Annotated in this window: 13 protein-coding genes and 1 pseudogene; 13 read left to right on the top strand and 1 reads right to left on the bottom strand. The window is 60.8% G+C overall.

Going from position 1 to position 18292, the window contains the following annotated elements; translation table 11 throughout:
• The first annotated feature begins 7 nt into the window (after positions 1-7).
• The 10 genes from tssH (at position 8) to K6M89_RS01085 (ending at position 13275) form a co-directional block, all read left to right on the top strand.
• Positions 8-2770: a type VI secretion system ATPase TssH gene (tssH, locus tag K6M89_RS01130; RefSeq protein ID WP_222138117.1), complete on the top strand. Its 2763-nt coding sequence runs from the start codon at positions 8-10 to the stop codon at positions 2768-2770.
• A 41-nt stretch (positions 2771-2811) separates the two neighbouring features.
• A complete protein-coding gene (locus K6M89_RS01125; protein WP_009990920.1) occupies positions 2812-3288 on the top strand; it encodes an Hcp family type VI secretion system effector in 477 nt (158 codons plus the stop codon).
• A 152-nt stretch (positions 3289-3440) separates the two neighbouring features.
• Positions 3441-4517, top strand: a complete 1077-nt coding sequence (locus K6M89_RS01120) for a hypothetical protein (RefSeq protein WP_222138116.1) — start codon at positions 3441-3443, stop codon at positions 4515-4517.
• 52 nt (positions 4518-4569) lie between these two features.
• Positions 4570-5454, top strand: coding sequence for a hypothetical protein (locus tag K6M89_RS01115; RefSeq protein WP_246642272.1), 885 nt, complete (start codon positions 4570-4572; stop codon positions 5452-5454).
• A 29-nt stretch (positions 5455-5483) separates the two neighbouring features.
• A complete protein-coding gene (gene tssI / locus K6M89_RS01110; protein WP_222138115.1) occupies positions 5484-7748 on the top strand; it encodes a type VI secretion system tip protein TssI/VgrG in 2265 nt (754 codons plus the stop codon).
• Between the two features lie 13 nt (positions 7749-7761).
• The gene (locus K6M89_RS01105) at positions 7762-8871 is read left to right on the top strand and encodes a DUF2169 family type VI secretion system accessory protein (protein ID WP_222138114.1); all 1110 of its coding nucleotides are present in this window, start codon (positions 7762-7764) and stop codon (positions 8869-8871) included.
• Positions 8868-10541 (top strand): PAAR-like domain-containing protein, encoded by a 1674-nt coding sequence (locus K6M89_RS01100; protein WP_222138113.1) that lies wholly within the window; start codon positions 8868-8870, stop codon positions 10539-10541. Before K6M89_RS01105 ends, K6M89_RS01100 begins: the two co-directional genes overlap by 4 nt.
• Positions 10528-11604 (top strand): hypothetical protein, encoded by a 1077-nt coding sequence (locus tag K6M89_RS01095; RefSeq protein ID WP_222138112.1) that lies wholly within the window; start codon positions 10528-10530, stop codon positions 11602-11604. The genes K6M89_RS01100 and K6M89_RS01095 overlap by 14 nt, the downstream gene beginning before the upstream one ends.
• A gap of 459 nt (positions 11605-12063) precedes the next feature.
• Entirely contained in the window at positions 12064-12267 is a 204-nt protein-coding gene (locus K6M89_RS01090) for a PAAR domain-containing protein (protein ID WP_313138494.1), read from the top strand.
• Between the two features lie 168 nt (positions 12268-12435).
• Positions 12436-13275, top strand: coding sequence for a PA3715 family protein (locus K6M89_RS01085; protein WP_222138111.1), 840 nt, complete (start codon positions 12436-12438; stop codon positions 13273-13275).
• A gap of 249 nt (positions 13276-13524) precedes the next feature.
• Here K6M89_RS01085 and K6M89_RS01080 read toward each other — a convergent pair whose 3' ends face one another.
• Entirely contained in the window at positions 13525-14568 is a 1044-nt protein-coding gene (locus tag K6M89_RS01080; protein ID WP_222138110.1) for an aldo/keto reductase, read from the bottom strand.
• A 118-nt stretch (positions 14569-14686) separates the two neighbouring features.
• Between K6M89_RS01080 and K6M89_RS01075 the strand changes: the two genes are divergently transcribed.
• The 3 genes and pseudogenes from K6M89_RS01075 (at position 14687) to K6M89_RS01070 (ending at position 18196) form a co-directional block, all read left to right on the top strand.
• Positions 14687-15961, top strand: coding sequence for a DUF7256 domain-containing protein (locus K6M89_RS01075; protein ID WP_246642271.1), 1275 nt, complete (start codon positions 14687-14689; stop codon positions 15959-15961).
• 4 nt (positions 15962-15965) lie between these two features.
• Positions 15966-16173 (top strand): annotated as a pseudogene (locus tag K6M89_RS30870) (hypothetical protein); the annotation flags it as partial.
• A 109-nt stretch (positions 16174-16282) separates the two neighbouring features.
• Entirely contained in the window at positions 16283-18196 is a 1914-nt protein-coding gene (locus tag K6M89_RS01070; protein ID WP_222138109.1) for a diguanylate cyclase, read from the top strand.
• Positions 18197-18292: the final 96 nt, after the last annotated feature.

Raw genomic sequence — 18292 nt, 5'->3', positions numbered from 1 at the left:
CTTGCGGATGTCGAATATCGATCTCAATCGTCTGATAAGAACGCTTGAGCCCAACTTACGTGTCGGACTTGAGACAGCGGCTTCGCTCGCCGTGCGCCATCAGCACGCCGTCGTGGATGTCGCTCACTGGCTTCGCTCCCTTCTTGATATTGCGGCGTTTTCGGCCGTTTTCGAAGAGCTCAAGCTCTCCTCTGAAATGCTGAGAACGGAGCTGGACGCGGCGATCGCCGACATTCCGCGCGAGGCCGGCGCCGCGCTGGCGCTCTCCGCCAACCTGCTGGCCCTTGGCCGGGAATCCTTCCTGGTTGCATCGCTGCAGTGCGGCCGTAATGTCGTGCTGCTGGCCGACCTGCTCGCCGCCCTGACCGGCGATTCGGCATTGCGGGTGGTTGTCCGCGGCATTGCCCCCTCGATACGCAATCTCGACCGGGCAATGCTCGACAAATTGCTGGAGAAGGCGGCCGCTGGCCCGTCGGACCAGCTTTCCGTGCCCACCGCGACATCGGCAGGCAATGAATTTCTGCGGCTCTACACGCACGACATGACGGCGGACGCCCGCGCGGGCCGCATCGATCCTGTTGTCGGCCGCGACGCTGAGTTGCGGCAGCTGATCGATATCCTGACGCGCCGTCGGCAGAACAATCCGATCCTGGTTGGCGAGGCGGGTGTCGGCAAGACCGCGGTGGCCGAAGCGCTCGCACTGGAGATCGCCGCCGGCAATGTTCCGGCCCGGCTGAAGGATGTGAAGCTGCTGCTGCTGGATCTGAGCCTTCTGCAGGCCGGCGCCGGCGTCAAAGGCGAGTTCGAACGGCGCCTGCATGGCGTGGTCGACGCGGTAAAGACGTCGCCGGAGCCGATCATTCTGTTCATTGACGAGGCGCACGGGCTGATCGGCGCCGGCGGACAGGCAGGGCAAGGCGATGCCGCAAATATTCTGAAACCGGCTTTGGCGCGCGGAGAACTCAGGACGATCGCGGCAACGACCTGGAGCGAATACAAGCGCTTCATCGAGAAGGATGCTGCCCTTACCCGCCGCTTCCAGACCGTGCATGTCCGCGAGCCGGACGAAGAGGCCGCAATCCGGATGCTGCGCGGCGTGGCGCAAAGCCTGAAAACCCATCACAAGGTGCGCATTCGCGACGAGGCGATCGTCGCCGCCGTCCGCCTTTCGGCGCGATACCTGCCGGACCGGCAGCTTCCCGATAAGGCCATCAGCCTGATCGATACGGCTGCCGCTGCCGTGGCGCTGGCTCGCCAGACGAGGCCGGAGGCTTTGAAACAGCTCACCGACGAGCGCGATCTCCTGGAAACCGAGGCGAACTGGCTTGCGCGAGAACCCGAGACACCGGAAAAGGCCGCCCGGCTTAGCGAAATCGCCGGCAAGCAACAGGAGATCGTTGCGGAGATCGAAGCGCTCCGGGCGCAATTCGAGGAAGAAAACCGGCTCGTCCGGGAGGCCGACCGGCTGGAGGAATTCTTCTCGCCGGACGAGGCCATCGTCCCGTTGGCGCCGGCGGACAGCGCCGGCGACGGCACGAATGTCGCGCCTTTCCCGCCGCAGGCCATGACAGCTGAAGCCGCGCGCGCCGCATTTGCCGTGACTGAACGGACACTCGCGGCGGTGGCGGATCAAACGGCCCTGCTGCCGCGCGTTGTCGACAAGGAGGTCGTTGCATCGATCGTTGCCCGCTGGACCGGAATTCCTGTCGGCAAGCTGTTGGCGGACCAGATCGAAACCGTCAAGACGCTCGATGCCCGCCTGAAGGAGAGGGTGCTCGGCCAGGACGCTGCGATCGAACGCATCGCTTCGGCCATGCGGGCCTCGCGCGCCGGACTTTCCGATCCGCGCCGGCCGCCGGCCGTCTTCCTGTTGGTCGGCATGTCCGGCACCGGCAAGACCGAAACGGCGCTGTCGCTGGCCGACATGCTCTATGGCGGCAGCCGCTACCTGACGACCATCAACATGTCCGAGTTCAAGGAGGAGCATAAGATTTCCATGCTTCTCGGCTCGCCGCCCGGTTACGTCGGTTATGGCGAAGGCGGCGTGCTGACCGAGGCGGTGAGGCGCAGGCCTTATGGCGTGCTGCTGCTCGACGAGATCGACAAGGCCCATCCCGGCGTTCAGGAAATCTTCTACCAGGTGTTCGACAAGGGAACGCTGCGCGACGGCGAAGGCCGCGACATCGATTTCAAGAACACCACCATCGTCATGACCGCCAATACCGGTTCGGAAATGATCGCATCACTTGCCGCCGATCCCGAGACGATGCCGGAGGCGGAAGCGCTGGAAGCGATGCTGCTGCCGGAATTGCAGAAGCATTTCAAGCCGGCCTTCCTGGGCCGCACGACCGTGCTGCCCTTTATGCCGCTCGGGCCCGAGACGCTGTCGGGCATTGTCGATATCCAAATCGGCCGTATCCGCGAACGGGTTGCCGCCACTTACGGGACCACACTTTCATTGTCGCCGGCAGCCCGCGACGCGCTGATTTCGCGCGCCCGCACCAGCGAGATGGGCGCCCGCGCCATCGAGGTCATGATCGCGCGCGACCTCCTGCCTGTTCTTTCGACGTTTTTCCTCGATGCCGTCGCGGCCGGGAAGAAAATTACGGGGATCACCATCGGTTACGATGGGCAACGCTTCGGCCTCGATGTCGAAGAGGACGCCCCGCAGGAATTCGGCACGCCGGGGGAAAGCCGGTTGTCGGATGAAGTAGCCCCGAGCCGCAAACGCACTCGGGGAGCAGGACGAAGAAAGGCGACTACGCCTTAGACGCAACTAGGCACTCAACCGCCAATAGGAGAGCTTACAGAATGCCGATTTATCTTCAGATCGACGGTATCCAGGGTGATGCGACCCACGAGCAGCATCGCAAGTGGATGGACATCGAAGCCATCCACTGGAACGTGTCCCGCAACATGAACACCTCCGCTGGTTCTGCGGCCAACCGCGAAGCTTCCGAGCCGACCGTTTCGGAAGTGATCCTCACCAAGGTCAGCGACTCCTCGTCGACCAAGCTCTTCCAGGAGGCCTGCTCGGGCCGCACCGGCAAGCGCTCGGTCATCCATCTCGTCACCACGGGCAATCCCGGCGACACCTATATCGAGTATTCGCTCGAGAACACGCTGATCGCCAGCTACTCGATCGATTCCAACGGCGACCGCCCGGTTGAGACGATCAAGCTGAACTTCACCAAGATGGAAGTGAAGTACACGCCTTACGACGACAAGCACTCGCCGCAGTCGCCGATGATCGCGTCCTACGATCTCGCCACCACCAAGGCCGCTTAAGCCTCTCGACATCGGCAGTGCCGGCCTTGCGGCTGGCACTGTAACTCCATGTTTCCGGCAATTTTCCCCCTGCCTTGGGGAAGGCGCTGAAACATGCTGTTTCCGCAGATGAGTTGAGAGACGTCCTCGCGCTTTGACAAATGGAGATGATCGTGTCGGCTGCAACTGAGCGTTTGAACGATATTCTGGTAGAACTCCCCAAGTACAAGTCCCAATGGGAGGCGAACGTTTCCAGTCCCTATGTCAGGGCCTACGATCTCGCCATCGATAATTTTCAGAAAACCACAAAGGCCCAGGAAGCCCGCGACCGCATGCTGGCCGAGCTCTTCGTGTTTTCCGCTTCGATCCTGACGGGCAGCATCATGATGGCGGCCTTCGCGACGACCTCGGTGCGCGTGCTGGCCGGCCGCGCCGCGTTGAGCGTGATCTGCAACAACAATCTCAACCGCACCTTCAACGTCATGCATGCCGCCGCCAGCAACAAGGTGGTGATGTTTGCGCTCGGCGGCGTCCTCGACGAAGCCAAGAAGCTCGCCAACAAGCAGGTGACCAGCGCTGCGGAAAAACTGACGAGCAGCGCGCCGGTCGCCTCTGCGCCGACTGCCCTCAACTTCAAGACGCGGATCGACGATTTCATCGCCATCAACCACGTCTGCGTGCACGAATTCATCAGGGGTGTGCAGCAGGACAATACGATCAGCGAAGCTGGCAAATCCAGGCTTGCCGATCTTGTCGGTCAGACGCCGTTCTGCAATCCGCCCGAAAGCCGGCGCGTGGACGAAAACCGCCTCTCCCAGAAGATGGAGCTGTTGTTCTACATGAGCGCGGTTCTGGATTCCGACAAGCTCGTGACCTATGCGCCTTCCACCGGCGGTACCGTTGGCGGCATCGGCCGCGACATCGAATACAGCAAGAAGGCCATCCCGCAGCTGCCCTCGGCAACCGATTATCCGAAATCCATTTCGCCGCGCCTGACGGGCCGGCCCTTCCAGCCCTACGATCCCGGTCAGCGTATCGAATACGACAATATCGGATCGGTCGTCCGCGAACGCATCAATACGCTCAGCCGTTTCACCGGCAATTCCTCTTTCTACCCGGAGCAGAATTCTGTCGAAAAGCTGTTTATCGACCCAACCAGCGGCGCCCAGATGGTGAAGGCGGAACAGATCATCAACCGGCTTTCCGCCGATGCGCGGCCGAAGCAGCTCACCGATGTCAGGATGATCTAAGGCGGTGCCGATGCTGTTGACCGGTCTTCTCAAGCAAGGATTGTTGGGGCGCATGCGATGGCCGCTGGCCGCGGTGACGATCGTCGGTGTCATGGCCGCGAGCGCTGCCGCCATGGTCGGCGCGTCTGATTCGACCGATCAATCCCTGCTGCAGATCGAAGCGGTGTCGTCGCGCCTCTCCGCCACGCCCGCCGCGGTCGAAAGCGTCGCCAAAGCTGCCGCCGACCGGAGCGTTCCCACTTCGGATGCGCAGCCGCTGCTCGAGACCGCTGCGCGGTCTTCCTTCGACGCCGACGGCATGCTTGCCGAAATCTCGAAAGCCGTCGCTGAAGCTGGCAGCGATGCCGTGGATCCCAAGGCTTTCGCCAAAGCGGCCGCGGCATGGCACGAGGGGCAGTCAAAGGTCGCGCGCATGTACCAGGCGCAGGACCAGGCCGGCGCGAAGGAGATCGAAACACGCCTTGCCGACCCTGACAAAGGTCCGTGTATCAAAGCGCTTGCCGATCTGATGGCCGGCCCGGACCTTGCCGTGGAAAGTGCCGTCACCTGGCAAGCCATGTATCTGTCCCTGGAGGCCCTTTCCAGCGCCGATGCCGGAAAACTGGCCTCGGTTTCGCAGGACAAGCTGCAGTCCGAGATGAAAGCCGTGATCGCGTCGCTGCGTGCGAGAAGCGAAAACGAAAAGCCGCTTCCCAAGGACATGGCGCGGGCGGACGAAAAGGCGCGGCTGACCTTCGTGCTGGCCACCCTGCCGCCCGAAGACCTGTCGGTGCTGACGGAATTCTATGAGAGCTCAGGCGGAAAGGCCAAGCGCGACGCGCTCGTCGAAAGTTACATGCGCGTGTCCGACCAGGCCAATAGCCAAATGCTGGGGCAATATTTCCAGGCGCTGGCGGAGTATTTCAAGACCCATCCCCGGCCGCAACAGCAGCAGTAATCCGGCTTTCCAATACGGAACGTGACCTTATGGACGATTTGCAATCCCTTGCCGCCGACTTCATCCAGGCGAACCGCATTCTGAAGATCGTCTCGCCGCTCGGCGAGGACCAACTTCTGCCGGAGCGCGTGGCGATCGATGAAGGCATTTCTTCGCTCTTCGAAATCAAGGTTTCCGCGCGCGCCAAGAAGCCGTCGGTCAAGCCGGAGGAGCTGATCGGCCGGCTGATGGATGTCTCCGTGGAAGTGCAACAGGGCGATGGCGAAGGCGCCGTGCGCCGGCCGTTCAACGGCCTGGTGACCGAACTCAACGAGGGGCCGCCGATCACCCGCGGGCTGCGCTCCTACTCCATGGTGCTGCGGCCGCAGATGTGGCTGCTGTCGCGCCGCTCCGACTGCCGCATCTGGATGGACAAGACCTCGATCGACATCGTCGAGACGCTGTTTTCCGAGCACGGCATTCCGGCGCCCGACACGTCGGGCGTGATCACGCCACCACCGCCGCAGCATTATTCGGTGCAGTGGAACGAAACCGACCTTGCCTATCTCACCCGCCGCTTTGAAGAGGACGGCCTGTTCTACTGGTTCTCCCACGAGGACGGCAAACACAAGCTGCATGTCGCCGACAGCGCCCGATCCTGGCTCGGCCCGTCGCCCTCGGCGCAGGGGGAGGGTCGGGTTCGCCTGGCGCAGGGCTCGGCCGACCGCAATCACATCACCGAGTGGAGCCGGCGTTATTCCTATGTGCCGGGCCAGCGGGCCGGTGCGGACTGGAACTTCGAAACCCCACGCATGGTGCCCGGCACCATGACGCCGTCGCTCGTGCAGATGCCCGAGGCGACCAAGCGGGAGCTTTACGAATATCCGGCGCGCATCTCTTCCGTTGCCGAGGCGGAGCGGGCGGAGAAGTTGAGAATGCAGGCCTCCGAAGCCGATCACGACCGGGTCTTCGGCGGTTCTACATCCCGCATCCTGGAGGCGGGACGCCGCTTCACCCCCTACGAGGTCGCTCATCCCGACCACGTCTATGAGGAGCATGTGGTGGTCAAGGCGACCCATACGGTCGTCGACCGCTCCTATGAGACCAACAGCAACGAGCCGGAATACACCAACACCTTCGAGGCGGTGCCGTCGCGGGTGCCGATGACGCCGCACCGCGAGACGAAGCGGCCGCGCATCGAGGGCACGCAGGTGGCGATCGTCGCCGGCCCCTCCGGCGAGGAGATCCATCCCGACCAATACGGCCGCATCAAGCTGTGGTTCCCCTGGGACCGCAAAGCAAAGAAGGACGGTTCCGACACCTGCTGGGTGCGCGTCAGCCAGGTCTGGGGCGGCGGCACCTGGGGCGCGCAGGTTATCCCGCGCATCGGCATGGAAGTGATGGTCGCCTTCGTCGACGGCGACCCCGACCGGCCGCTGGTGACAGGCGTGGTGCCCAATCCCAGCAACACGGTTCCCTACGACCTGCCGGCCAACAAGACGCGCATGGTCATGCGCTCGAACACGCATAAAGGCACCGGCTTCAACGAAATGACCTTCGAGGACGAGGCCGGCCAGGAGAACATGTTCTTCCACGCGCAGAAGGACCAGACCACGCGCGTGCTGAACGACCGCACCAAGCGCGTCGACCGGCACGAGGTCTCGGCGATCGGCGCCAACCGGACGGTTGAAGTCGGTGGCAATCAGAAACACGAGGTAGGCGGCTCGATGAACACCGTCGTCGGCGGCACCGGGCCGATGGCGATGGCGCTGATGGGGGCGGTCAGTGGTCTCTCCGGACATACCGCCGGGCTCCTGGCCCAGACCGGGCAAATTGCAGGCGGCGGCGGGGCAGGGCTTGCGGCCTTCGCCGGCACGGTTGCGTCTTCGGCGCTCGGCTTTCTCGGCGCTGGCGGGCTGGCCAGCCGCGAGGGCGTGGTGTCGGGACCGTCGCCAAGAGCGGATGCGGGCACGGCGCTTGCCGGTTCCGGCACGGGTGTTGGCGATGCGGCTTCGGGCCTTTTCCCAATGCCCGGCATCATGAACACAATCGTCGGCGCCTTCAAATCCGACACGATCGGCATAGCGCGGGCCGAGCAGATCGGCATGAGCAAGGTCACCAATGTCGGTCAGACCTCGCTGGAGAGCGTCGGCAAGTTCAAGAAGATCGCGGTCGGCGAGGAATTTGTCATCGAATGCGGCGATTCCAAATTCATCATGAAAGCCAACGGCGAAGTGATCATCCTCGGCAAGACGTTCAACTTCGTTGCGACCGAACATTTCCAGATGCGCGGCAAGCCGATCGACCTGAACTGAGGAGGACGATCACTTGGAACTGATCAACCGGCTTCCCTTTCCGGCTATTGCTTTCCGGCAGTTCGACGCGAACGGGGATCTGGATTGCGTCGTGTCGGTTCGCGGAACTTTCGTTCACCGGCAGGGCGAGGCGCTCGCCATCGCTCCGAAACAGGAAGATTTCCAATGGGAGGACGCCTATGACGGCGATCCCCATGCCGGCCCCCTCTTGCGCCAGACCGATCTCACGCCGGAGAAGGTCGGAACCGACATCACTTTCCTCGGCAATGCCCACGCGCCGGGCGGCACTCCAGCGCCGTCATGGCAGGTCGGCCTGCGCGTCGGCGAGCTTTCCAAAAAGCTTGACGTCCATGGCGCGCGCTTCTGGCGCCCGGTCATCAAGGAAAAATGGGCGGGCTTTTCGGCAAGACAAGCAAGGCGCGTGCTGACGGATTGGCAACTCACTGAAGCCGAGCCAGCATCTTCAGTGCAGATTTGCTGGAGCAAGGCTTATGGTGGGCAAATTCCGGGTACGGGAAATCCGGAAACCGAAACGCCCGCCGATGTCGAAGCGCGCAATCCGCTCGGTTGCGGCATCGTCAATCTCGACATGCCTTCAGATCAAGCCCCCGTCGCCGCGCCGCAAATCACCTTGCCCGGAGAGACGCTGAATTGGCGGGAGCAGGTCGAGCCGCAGGGGCTGGGTCTGGTGTCGCCTTGGTGGCGGTCCCGCCAGCAACACGCCGGCACCTATGACGAGGCCTGGCTCAACGAACGCCACCCGCTTCTGCCGAAGGATTTCGATGCGCGCTTCTGGCAATCCGCTCATCCCGATCTCGTCGCAATTCCGCATCTGACCGGAGACGAAGATTACCAGCTGGATCATCTGCACCCTAGCTTCGCCCTAGCCGCAGGGCGACTGCCGGGAATCTCGCTGGGGGTCCGATGTGCCGGTCATGAGCGCGATGAGTGGTATCTGCTCTCTCTGGACGGTGTGCATTTCGACTGGCGGAACGACAGTCGAGTGATGCTGACCTGGCGGGCACGCTTTCCCCTTCAGGAGGCAGGCGAAACATCGCTTACGTTGACGCGGGTCCAAGTCAAAGCGGCGGTTGATGCTGATGCCGGTGAGGTAGTGGCATGAGCATCCCACGCGACAACTATGTCGGCGAGCCCGACTACCCGGCGCCCTGGACGACGAAGCAGCCGCGCGAAGGTTTGCGTGATCTTGACGAGGCAAAGATTGTCTCGCTGTCGCCGGATGTATGCCTGACGCCGGTCGGCTCCTCGGTTGTTCCCATCCCGTATCCGATCGTCGACTATTGCGGGCACGATAAAGGCTATACGCCATCCGTCCGCTTTACCGGCAAGAAAGCAATGGTCATGCGTTCCTGCACCACGCATGTCCATGGCGATGCTCCAGGCAATCGAAGAGGCGTCAAATCAGGCACAGTGGAAGACATTTGCGAGCCGATCGAGCACGCGGACCAGGTTCGAGCCGAGGGTTCTCACGTCATTCGTCATCTCGACCGGTTCTGGATGAACAACCGCAACACGCAAGGTGAAGCGATTTTCGTGCGCGGTACCGAGACATTCGCACCGCCGGAAGACGACGATCCTATCCCCGGCTCGCTGCGCTGGAACGTCAGTGACCAAGGGAAGGTCATGAGCGACGCGTCACCCGAGCCCCTGATAATGGGCGCTCAATATGCTGATGCCGGAAATGCTTTGCGCAAGGTCGCTCCGCAGCAATCCGGGGGAAATGCGCAGCCGAGACCGGGCACACAGGCTAGGCCGCTGCCACAGCCACAGCGGCCGCAAACGACCCGACCTTTTCCGCCAGCCGCGAATGATAACGTCTATCAACGTCGAGGAACCTTCGGACGGCCTTTGCCGACGGGAGCGGGACGTGTGCTCGGTTTGCTCGGCCTTGCGCAAGCCGGCTACCAACTCGGCGACATGGCCGGACGATGGTATGTCGGGCCGGATGGCGTAATGGCGCGGGCGATCGGGGACCATTTGCGAGGGCAAGTTCCCATCACGTCGCCTCAAGCGCAGCAAATCGGAAATTTGCCCTGGCATATGGGGGAATGGTTCTCCGGCAATGCGACCATCCTCAACGCAAATGACATCCTCTCATTAAAGGCTGGCGTGCCGCTCGATTTTCGCACGATGGACCCAGATGATCTCGCCGATCTGCTTGAGGCGCCGTGGCCGAGCGCTGAACAGCTGCGGAAAAACGCGGAACGCATCGGCGAGCGGCGAGCGCCTGCGGCACTGCCGCTTCCTGAAAATGTCCGGGTGGAGCAGGAGCGTGAAAAGCGAAGATGCCGCATCGACACCTACGAAAAAATGGAGCCGATCTGCAAGAGCATCGGAATGCAGGCCCACCATATCGTGCCTGATTGGACCTTGCGCTACGGCACCCGTAAGGAGGCGATCGTCGGTCAGAAACGCATTCCGAATATGCCTGGTTTCTGGCAAGGGCAGAGCATGTGCGTCGTCGGGCAGGCAAGGACGCAAGGAACTGAACACCATGAGGCCCATCTGGCCGACGGCGCGATCGAGGCGCTCGGGAGAAACTCCAATCCGCCGTTCACCGCGACTTTGGATGATGTTAAGGATGCCTCTATCGACGCGATGACTGCCCTCCGGCCGGATTGCGCCGCGCAGATCCTTTCCGCAGTAAATGGTGAGTTCGCGGGGAGGGACCCCAACCAGTTGTTGCGTGCCAAACAATATCCGCCCTTACCTGGTGACACGCTTCGCGCGTTGCAGACGGGTGCCAAGAGAGGTGCAAATGCAAGACCTTAAGAGCGCCAACAGCGCCATAGAATTCACTCGCGCCTGTGCTCGCTCCGATGATGTCGTCGTGGTTAATGCCGTCATGACTGGATCTGACGTGTATGCTCCGGAATCCCGCATCTTCCGCTTTGAACACGATGCCCGGATCGGAGAACAATGGTATTTCGACGACTTCGATTTCCATATGCAGGATATCAACTTGTTCAGAAATCCGGAAATCGACGCCACGACGGACTATCTCACCTACCTGTCGTCTGAGGGTGACGTTTACCATGCTTGGTGGAAAGGAAACTTTCGCGAAAAGATCCCCGGCGCGGGAACCTGGGTCGCCGACGCCAAAGGATATGGACGGATGTCCGCGATCACCCAGGTCGGCGACAAACTCTATGCATGTGGCCAGGGCGGGCAAATTTATCGGCGACAAGGTCGGGAAAACTGGAGTCTGCTGACCGATAAATTGCTGTTCGACATGGTCAGTTATCAAAAGCGGAAGGAAGGGCGACCTCGCACCGATGATCCTAATTACCTCTCGTGGCTGACGGAGTTTCAGAAACAAGCGCCCAAGAATATTTCCTTGAACGCGATCAAAGGCCCCTCAGAGGATGCGATATATGTCTGCGGATCAGAAGGAACCCGGCCGGTTCTCTACTTCTGGGACGGATCGGCGCTTCATGAACTCAAGGTCTACCTTGAGGAAGGCGCGCTGACCGGCATCCACATCGAGCATGCGGATAGCGTCTGGATCTGCGGACGCGAAGGCCTGCTGCTGCACGGCAGCTACGCACGCGGGTTCACGCCGATCAATCTGCGTCAACAGCTCAATCTCTTTCACATGATCACGCCTTATCGAGGCAAGCTGATATTGCCTTCGAGCGTTCGACCGGGCGGCCTGTTCGAACTCGCCCCCGGCACATCAGATCTGCGCCGTTTTTCTCCCGCGCTGCCGAAGCTGCGCGGTGAATATATTTTCTATGCGGGGGCTGTCGGCGATATTCTTTGGGTTGTCGGCCAGAAGGATATCTTTCGCTTCGACGGGAATGAATGGGAGCGGATTGAACACCCTGATCTCTGAAAATGGGTGATATTAAATGAATTTGCTTGCCAATGGACGCGAGCGATGGGGGCGTTACGCGGGGCCGTCAGCAGCTCGAACGTGTGCGCGAGATCGGATCGCCGAGATAACCGAGGGGTTAGTGCACGAAACATGACCGCAGAAGAATTTCTTGAGGCGCGCGGCAAATGGTAACCGGACTGCTGACAGTATTAAGATTTATGAAGCTCTTCCCCATATGGCAATCCTGGCCCAGGCGCACCGCATGCAACTCATGGATAATACGGTATTTCCACCGAAGCTTGTCAGAACAGTTGGAGGCTGATGCTCTGAGGTTGGGGTCATAGGCAAGACTGACAATATCGCAAGCGGTTTCGAAGACGAGGAATTCCACGTTGTTGGCAGTCCGGTTACTCTCAAGGGCCATATGCGTGTTTGCCCGATGGTTAATCCCGGTCTGCGGCCGCATATCGGGGGCCGGTGTCTGCGACATCTCAGTCTTTCGTCTGCGTCGAAGGCATGCCAATCGCAACGTTAGGCGATAAATGCACGTGCACCGGCGTTCCGACGACAGCCGGCATTACCAGTGAATCGTCGGTTACCAATATCGGCGGCAAGAAGATCGCCCGCTTCGGCGATGCCTGCGAGCATGAGGCCGGCTGGTGCAAGGAGTTCCTTGGCTGACGTTTGATTAGCCGATCTCCAAAGTCGATCTGGAGGCCGATCAGCAACTGTCCAGACACGCCCTCTGCGAAGGGAGGTGAGCCGGTGAGAATTGACGTGCGCCTGGCTTTGGTGCGATCCGTATGCTGCAGGTCACGCTTTGCATGGCCGGTTTTGCTGAGGATCAATATGAAGCGGTTTTCGAACGTCCGAACCTTGTTCTCCGCATCGATCGTCCTGATCGGGCTCGGCGCTCCGGCGGCATTGGCGGGGCAGAATGAATGCGCCGGCCGTGCGGCAGACATCATTCGGCGGGCCTATCCGAGCGCGACGAATGCCGGCGATGGTACTCTTCTGTTCGAGGGGGCAACCATCACGCTATCCAAGGGCGACAGTGTTGATGGCGATCCGCATGCGGTGATCTGCCGGGTTTGGCCGGCTCTGCCCCAGCTGACGCTGATTGCGGTTCCGTTGATGACGGAGCAGTCGGATTCGGAAAACGAAGGCGATATCGAACTGCTCGTCGTCGACAGCACCAACCTGCAAGTAGGGCAGCGGCTGCGTCTTGACGGCCTTATGTCCGACGACGCCTTTCGTGTACGAAGCGTCGCCTTCGATACCGCACGCTATCAGCTCGCGCCGAAGAGAACGGCTTTCGGCCTGCGTGTTTCGCTGGATGGCAGCTCGCGCGCCAATCCATTTGGTGAAACGACCTTATGGCTTTTTTCGATCGAAGGCGATCGGCTAAAGCCGGTTCTCGACAACATTGTCGTTCGCGAAAGTCGCGGAGAATGGGATACCGTCTGCGCCGGTGAATTTAGCGAAACCACGCGCACCCTTTCGATGGTCCCATCGGCGAAAGACGCGGTTGCCGACATCGTTGTTACCGAGAAAACGACGACATCCGTCAATAGGGTCGGAACGGATAATGATTGCAACAGCGAAGATAAGACGACGATCCGCAAACACCGGCTGCGGTACGATGGATCGGGATATGGCGTTCCCAAAGACCTGAAGCGGGTCGATTAGGAGGAACTGACCGGGACGGTGCTCCAGGCTGCGCATCGAACCGGCGGCGATAATCCGACGCCCTGGCTGCAGGCTGGCGGATCATGGTCAAAACACGCCGCTCTGCGGCGCCGAAGGACATTTTTAAACCTTGCTGCCCTGGATGGTCTTGCTTTGGCAAAGCTGGCGTCGGCGCCGCTCATAGGCGGCAGCGTGGCAATTGGGCCGCCGGAAAGATTTGCGGTCCGACGAGCGCCAGGGACGGGTAGGTCAGCGCGTTCTGTTCGACCCCTCGCAGACGGGCGCGTCTGCGCGCATCAAGCCAAGCATTTTCAGGTCCTGCCACAGCGCGCAAGGGATAGGTGTGCTGCGCCCGCGGGCGTTTGACGCCACTTGATCGACTGACTGGCCACCCGGGATGACGGAAACGACAGCCGGATGGAAGAGCGGAAAGTTGAGCGCCGCGTCTGCCAGGGCGACGTCGTGTTTCCGGCAGACCTGCTCTATTCGAAGGACCTTGTCGACGATCTCGGAAGGGGCGTCGGAGTAATTGTATTGTGCGCCGGCAATCGGCCCCGTCGCCAGGATGCCGGAATTATACGGGCCACCGAGCACTATGCCGATATCGCGGGCTTCGCACATGGGGAGAAAGGATTCCAACGGCTCCTGCTCGAGCAGAGTATAGCGTCCGGCAAGCAAGAACAGATCGAAATCCCCCCGTTCGGCAAGCGCCTGACACATCTGCCACTCGTTTATACCGCCACCGATCGCCTTCACGACTCCCTGGTCGCGCAGCGAGATCATTGCCTGGTATCCACCGGCCATGAATTGCCCGACATAGTGGTCGCAGGCTGCTTGCGTGCCGTGATTGAAGACATCCAGATCGTGTACGAACAGAATATCGAAGCTGTCGAGACCGGTGCGCTCGAAAGATGCTTCGAACGATCGCATGACGCCATCGTAGCTGTAGTCGAAAACTTCCCGGCGACTGGGAGTATCGAAGAATTTGCCGATGCCGGTCCGCTGTTCGGGTCGGCAGACCTTCATGATCCGGCCGACTTTTGTCGACACCACGAAGTCTTCGCGCTTTTTCGTTGCAAGGAAACGGCCGACCCGCCTTTCCGCGAGACCAAGCCCGTAAAGCGGCGCGGTGTCGAAGTAGCGGATGCCGTGTCGCCAGGCTGCATCCAATACGGCGCTCGCCGCGTCATCAGTGATTGCTCGATAGAGATTGCCGAGCGGCGCCGTGCCAAACCCGAGTTCCGTAAAGGTGAGCCCGCCGTCTCCCCTGCGATCCCAGTGTCGCGTCTTCATGTCAACTGCAACTACCCTAGATTTGCCTGTCACCGGTAAGAGTGATCGTCCTGTTTGAGGTTTGATTCGACCGCGAACGCTCCCGCAGGCTCTCACTTATCGCGACGTGGCAGATAATATGGCGCTCCTACACGGGCTGTCGATATCATCGCCATTTCGGTGCTGGCTCTGCTCGTCGGGCTTTATTTCAGCCCAAGCATCGCCTCCGCCCGTTAGATCCAGGCAAGTGAGACCGCACTGCTTTCAAAAAATTGGGAAAGCCGGTAGAAAACCCCCGGCACAAACAGTGTCTGCTCGGCGAGAGGCGAGGTTCATGCGAAAGCGGGAATTCCTGATTGGCGCGGGTGTACTTGCGCTGTCCCTGGCAGCAGGAGGTAAAGGCATGGCGGCGTCGAAGGAACCGGTGGATGTTGCAGCGCTTGCGGCGCTACGGCCCGGTATGCCGATGTCGGCGGTCGAAAAGGCGATGGGCTCTGTTTGGCGCACGCCGGCGCCGCATAAGGGCGGCGTGATCGACATTCTCGAAAACACCCATGGCGTCATCGTGCGGATCGACCGAAAAGGGCTGATCGGCAGGGTCGATTACAATTCCCGCTTCATGCATACCATTGCTGACATTCCTATGGGGATATCGCTTGCCGACCTCCGCGCCAAAGTGCCGGATATGGAGATCGGTCAGGAAAGTGCTACGAGTGGGGGTGCACGTTTCGGCAAGAAGCAGCTGCCGGAAGGCACCTTGTCCGTCCGCATCACGTTCGACAAGGTCTATAATATCGCCATCTTCAATCCAAAAGCAGAATATGCAGAGCCGAGCGCTCCGCCTTACCCGGCTGTGGCCGGCGCTCCCGGCGCGCCTTTCTCGGATCCGAACCTGAAGCTGGCGGTGCTGTCCTCGCTTCTCTATGCGAAACTGCTTGATCTCGGCACACCGGAACAGCTGGCGACCCATGTGCTCGGGCGTGCGGTCGATCTGGAAAAAGATGGCTACGAACTCATTCCGGAAGCGCTGGATTATCTGATCCGCTATCCGCTAACCGAGGAACTGCTGGCCTCCGTCGAGGATATTGAGCTTGATGGCGGGCCGGCGATCTATCCGTTCGCGTGGTATTTCTGGAGCGGCGAGGAAAACGCCTTCGATGTCAAGGATCTCTCCGGTATCCGTTTCTGCCCCAACCTGAAAGACTTTTCAGTCAACTCTATGATCGACAAGGTCGATATCCGCGCCCTCGTTCCGCTGAAAAAGCTCGAGCGCGTCAGCATCAACGTCCCGTCCGAAAACGTCGATGCATTGCTCGATCTGCCGGCGCTCAAAGAGGCAGGCCGCTTTTCGCCGAAGCCGGCCACGCAAGATATCTTCGACGAATTGGGGCGGCGCGGCGTGCAAGTGTACTGATCGCAGTCGGCCGACCGGTTTTTATCCGCCGGCCCAAATCGTTCGTGATGCCCGGGAGGATGGCGTGGAAGTCCGGCTGGTCTGTCGCGTTGGGATTGCACGCCCGAGAAGGTGGAGGGCAAAAACCGGCACGGTGCAGCTCGGCATGCGTCTGGTACGGGGATTGGCGACCGCCGATGCCGCGCATTGCGGCCGCGCGCGCCGACGAGCCCTTGCGGCGACAATTGAGATGTTCGCACACAAGTGGAACACTACGCAGAATTCGTTACCTTCCGATTTAACGAAGCTCAAACCAGTATCGTCGTATAACAGCTTCGTTACATGGTTTGGGAAGGTGGATCCAGCGCGGTGAACGGCAATTGGACGCAATTCGGTGGCAACCTTTCTTTCGTGTGCCTGGCGATTTCGCTGTGGGCGCTTTTTTCGATCCAGTTTCAGCGCCGTTCCTTCAACCAGGAAAAAATCGCATTCGGGATTGTTGCCGGCGGCGCCTCCATCGGATCGATATTGCTGGCCGTTGAGTTTCATCCGGGCATCCATATCGATCTGCGTTTTTCGCCGCTTGTATTGGCCGGCATGTTCGGCGGGCCGATCGCGGCGGCTTTTGCCGCATCGCTGGCGATGGCCTTTCGATTTGCCGTCGGCGGCACGGCGATGGTCGACGGGATCATCACGATGGCTGTTGCCGCCGGCATCGGCGTGGCCGGTCATTTCTGGACCCGCAAGAGATCTCCGGTGCTCATGGACGTTGCGCTGCTGAGCCTCGCCCTTGGCGTTGCATTGGTCCTATCCATGGCTCTGCTACCCACTCTCGTGACCGCTCATGTGCTGGCCGGCGTCGGTTTTCCCCTCACCGCTTTGAATTGTCTGGCAACCGTGCTGGGCGGCTTCGTGCTCTTGAAAACGCAGCAATGGGAGCTGGAACGCAGCATTTTGGTCACGGCGTTTTCGCAATCGCCCGATTATCTCTATGTGAAGGACCGAAACAGCCGGTTCATCACCGTCAATGAAAACATGACCCGCCTCTTCCGGTTCAGAACGACGGCTGAGATGATCGGATTGTCGGATTTCAATCTGATGTCGCGACCGCTCGCCGAGCAACTCTATTATCTCGAGCAGCAGGTCATAGACACCGGGGTGCCGCTGATCGATTCCACCGAATATATCGAAGGCAGAATCCTGCTTGCCTCCAAGGTGCCGCTCCGGGACAGGCAGGGCCGAGTGATCGGCCTTGCCGGCGTGACACGCGATGTGACTGAACGCACGGCGCTGGAGCGGGAATTGCGTGAAAGCAAGAACCTCTTGTCGCATGCAATGGCCGGCATGTCCGATGGTATCGCCATGTACGACAGCAAGGGTTTTCTGGTCTTTTGCAACGATCAGTACCGTAGCGCCTTTCCGCTGTCTGGCGATGCCCGGGTGGTCGGCGCGCATATCAGCGACATCCTGCGCCGTGTCGTCGAAACCGGCGAGCGGCCGGGCGTCGTCGAGGGTGATCCGGAAGAGTGGATCAAGCTGACCAGCGCGACGTTGCACAGCAATAAGGACGAAGAGGTTCAGCTCCACAACGGCGACTGGCGCAGCATCCGGACGCGACTGGCAGATGATGGCACGGCGATGGCTGTCGTATCGGACATCACGGCGACGAAACAGGCGGAAATCGCGCTCAGGCTCTCGGCCGAGCAATTGAGGAATCTGGCCGAAACCGACGGGCTGACCGGCATCGTCAATCGCCGCGCCTTCGATGAAATCTTCGCGCGCGAGACCGCCGGCAGCGCCCGGAGAAACACGCCGTTCAGCCTGCTGATGGTCGATATCGACCGCTTCAAGGCCTATAACGATACCTATGGGCATCCGGCCGGCGACCAGTGCCTGCGCGTCGTCAGCAAATGTCTGCGCCAATCAGTCAGCCGGCCGGCGGACATCGTCGCGCGCTACGGCGGCGAGGAATTTGTGGTATTTCTCCCCGATACCAGCGCCAAGGGGGCAATGATCGTCGCCGAACAATTCGCCGGCCGCCTGGCCAAGGAGAATATCCTTCATTCCGGCAGCGAATTCGGGCGGGTCACAGCGAGTATCGGCATATCCTGCGCGACAGGGGCAACGCTGCGGGCCAGTCCGAACCGGCTGCTGGCCGAGGCTGACGCCGCGCTTTATGAGGCCAAGACGCAAGGTCGCAACCGCATACTGGCGCATTCCCGCGAGAACGGGCATGCGCTGAAGGAAACCGGTTAGTCCGAAATCCTGTTCACCTCCCCCGACTCGGGGGCGCTCGATAGGATTTTTCTATCAAACCATCGCTTGTATGGCCTTGATGTTTGTCCCGCTTCG

Origin of the sequence: Rhizobium croatiense, from assembly GCF_019793465.1 — a bacterium.
In the GTDB taxonomy this organism is placed as follows: Bacteria; Pseudomonadota; Alphaproteobacteria; order Rhizobiales; family Rhizobiaceae; genus Rhizobium; species Rhizobium croatiense.
Note: the sequence above shows the minus strand (reverse complement) of the source record. Positions and strands in the feature narration are given on the sequence as shown.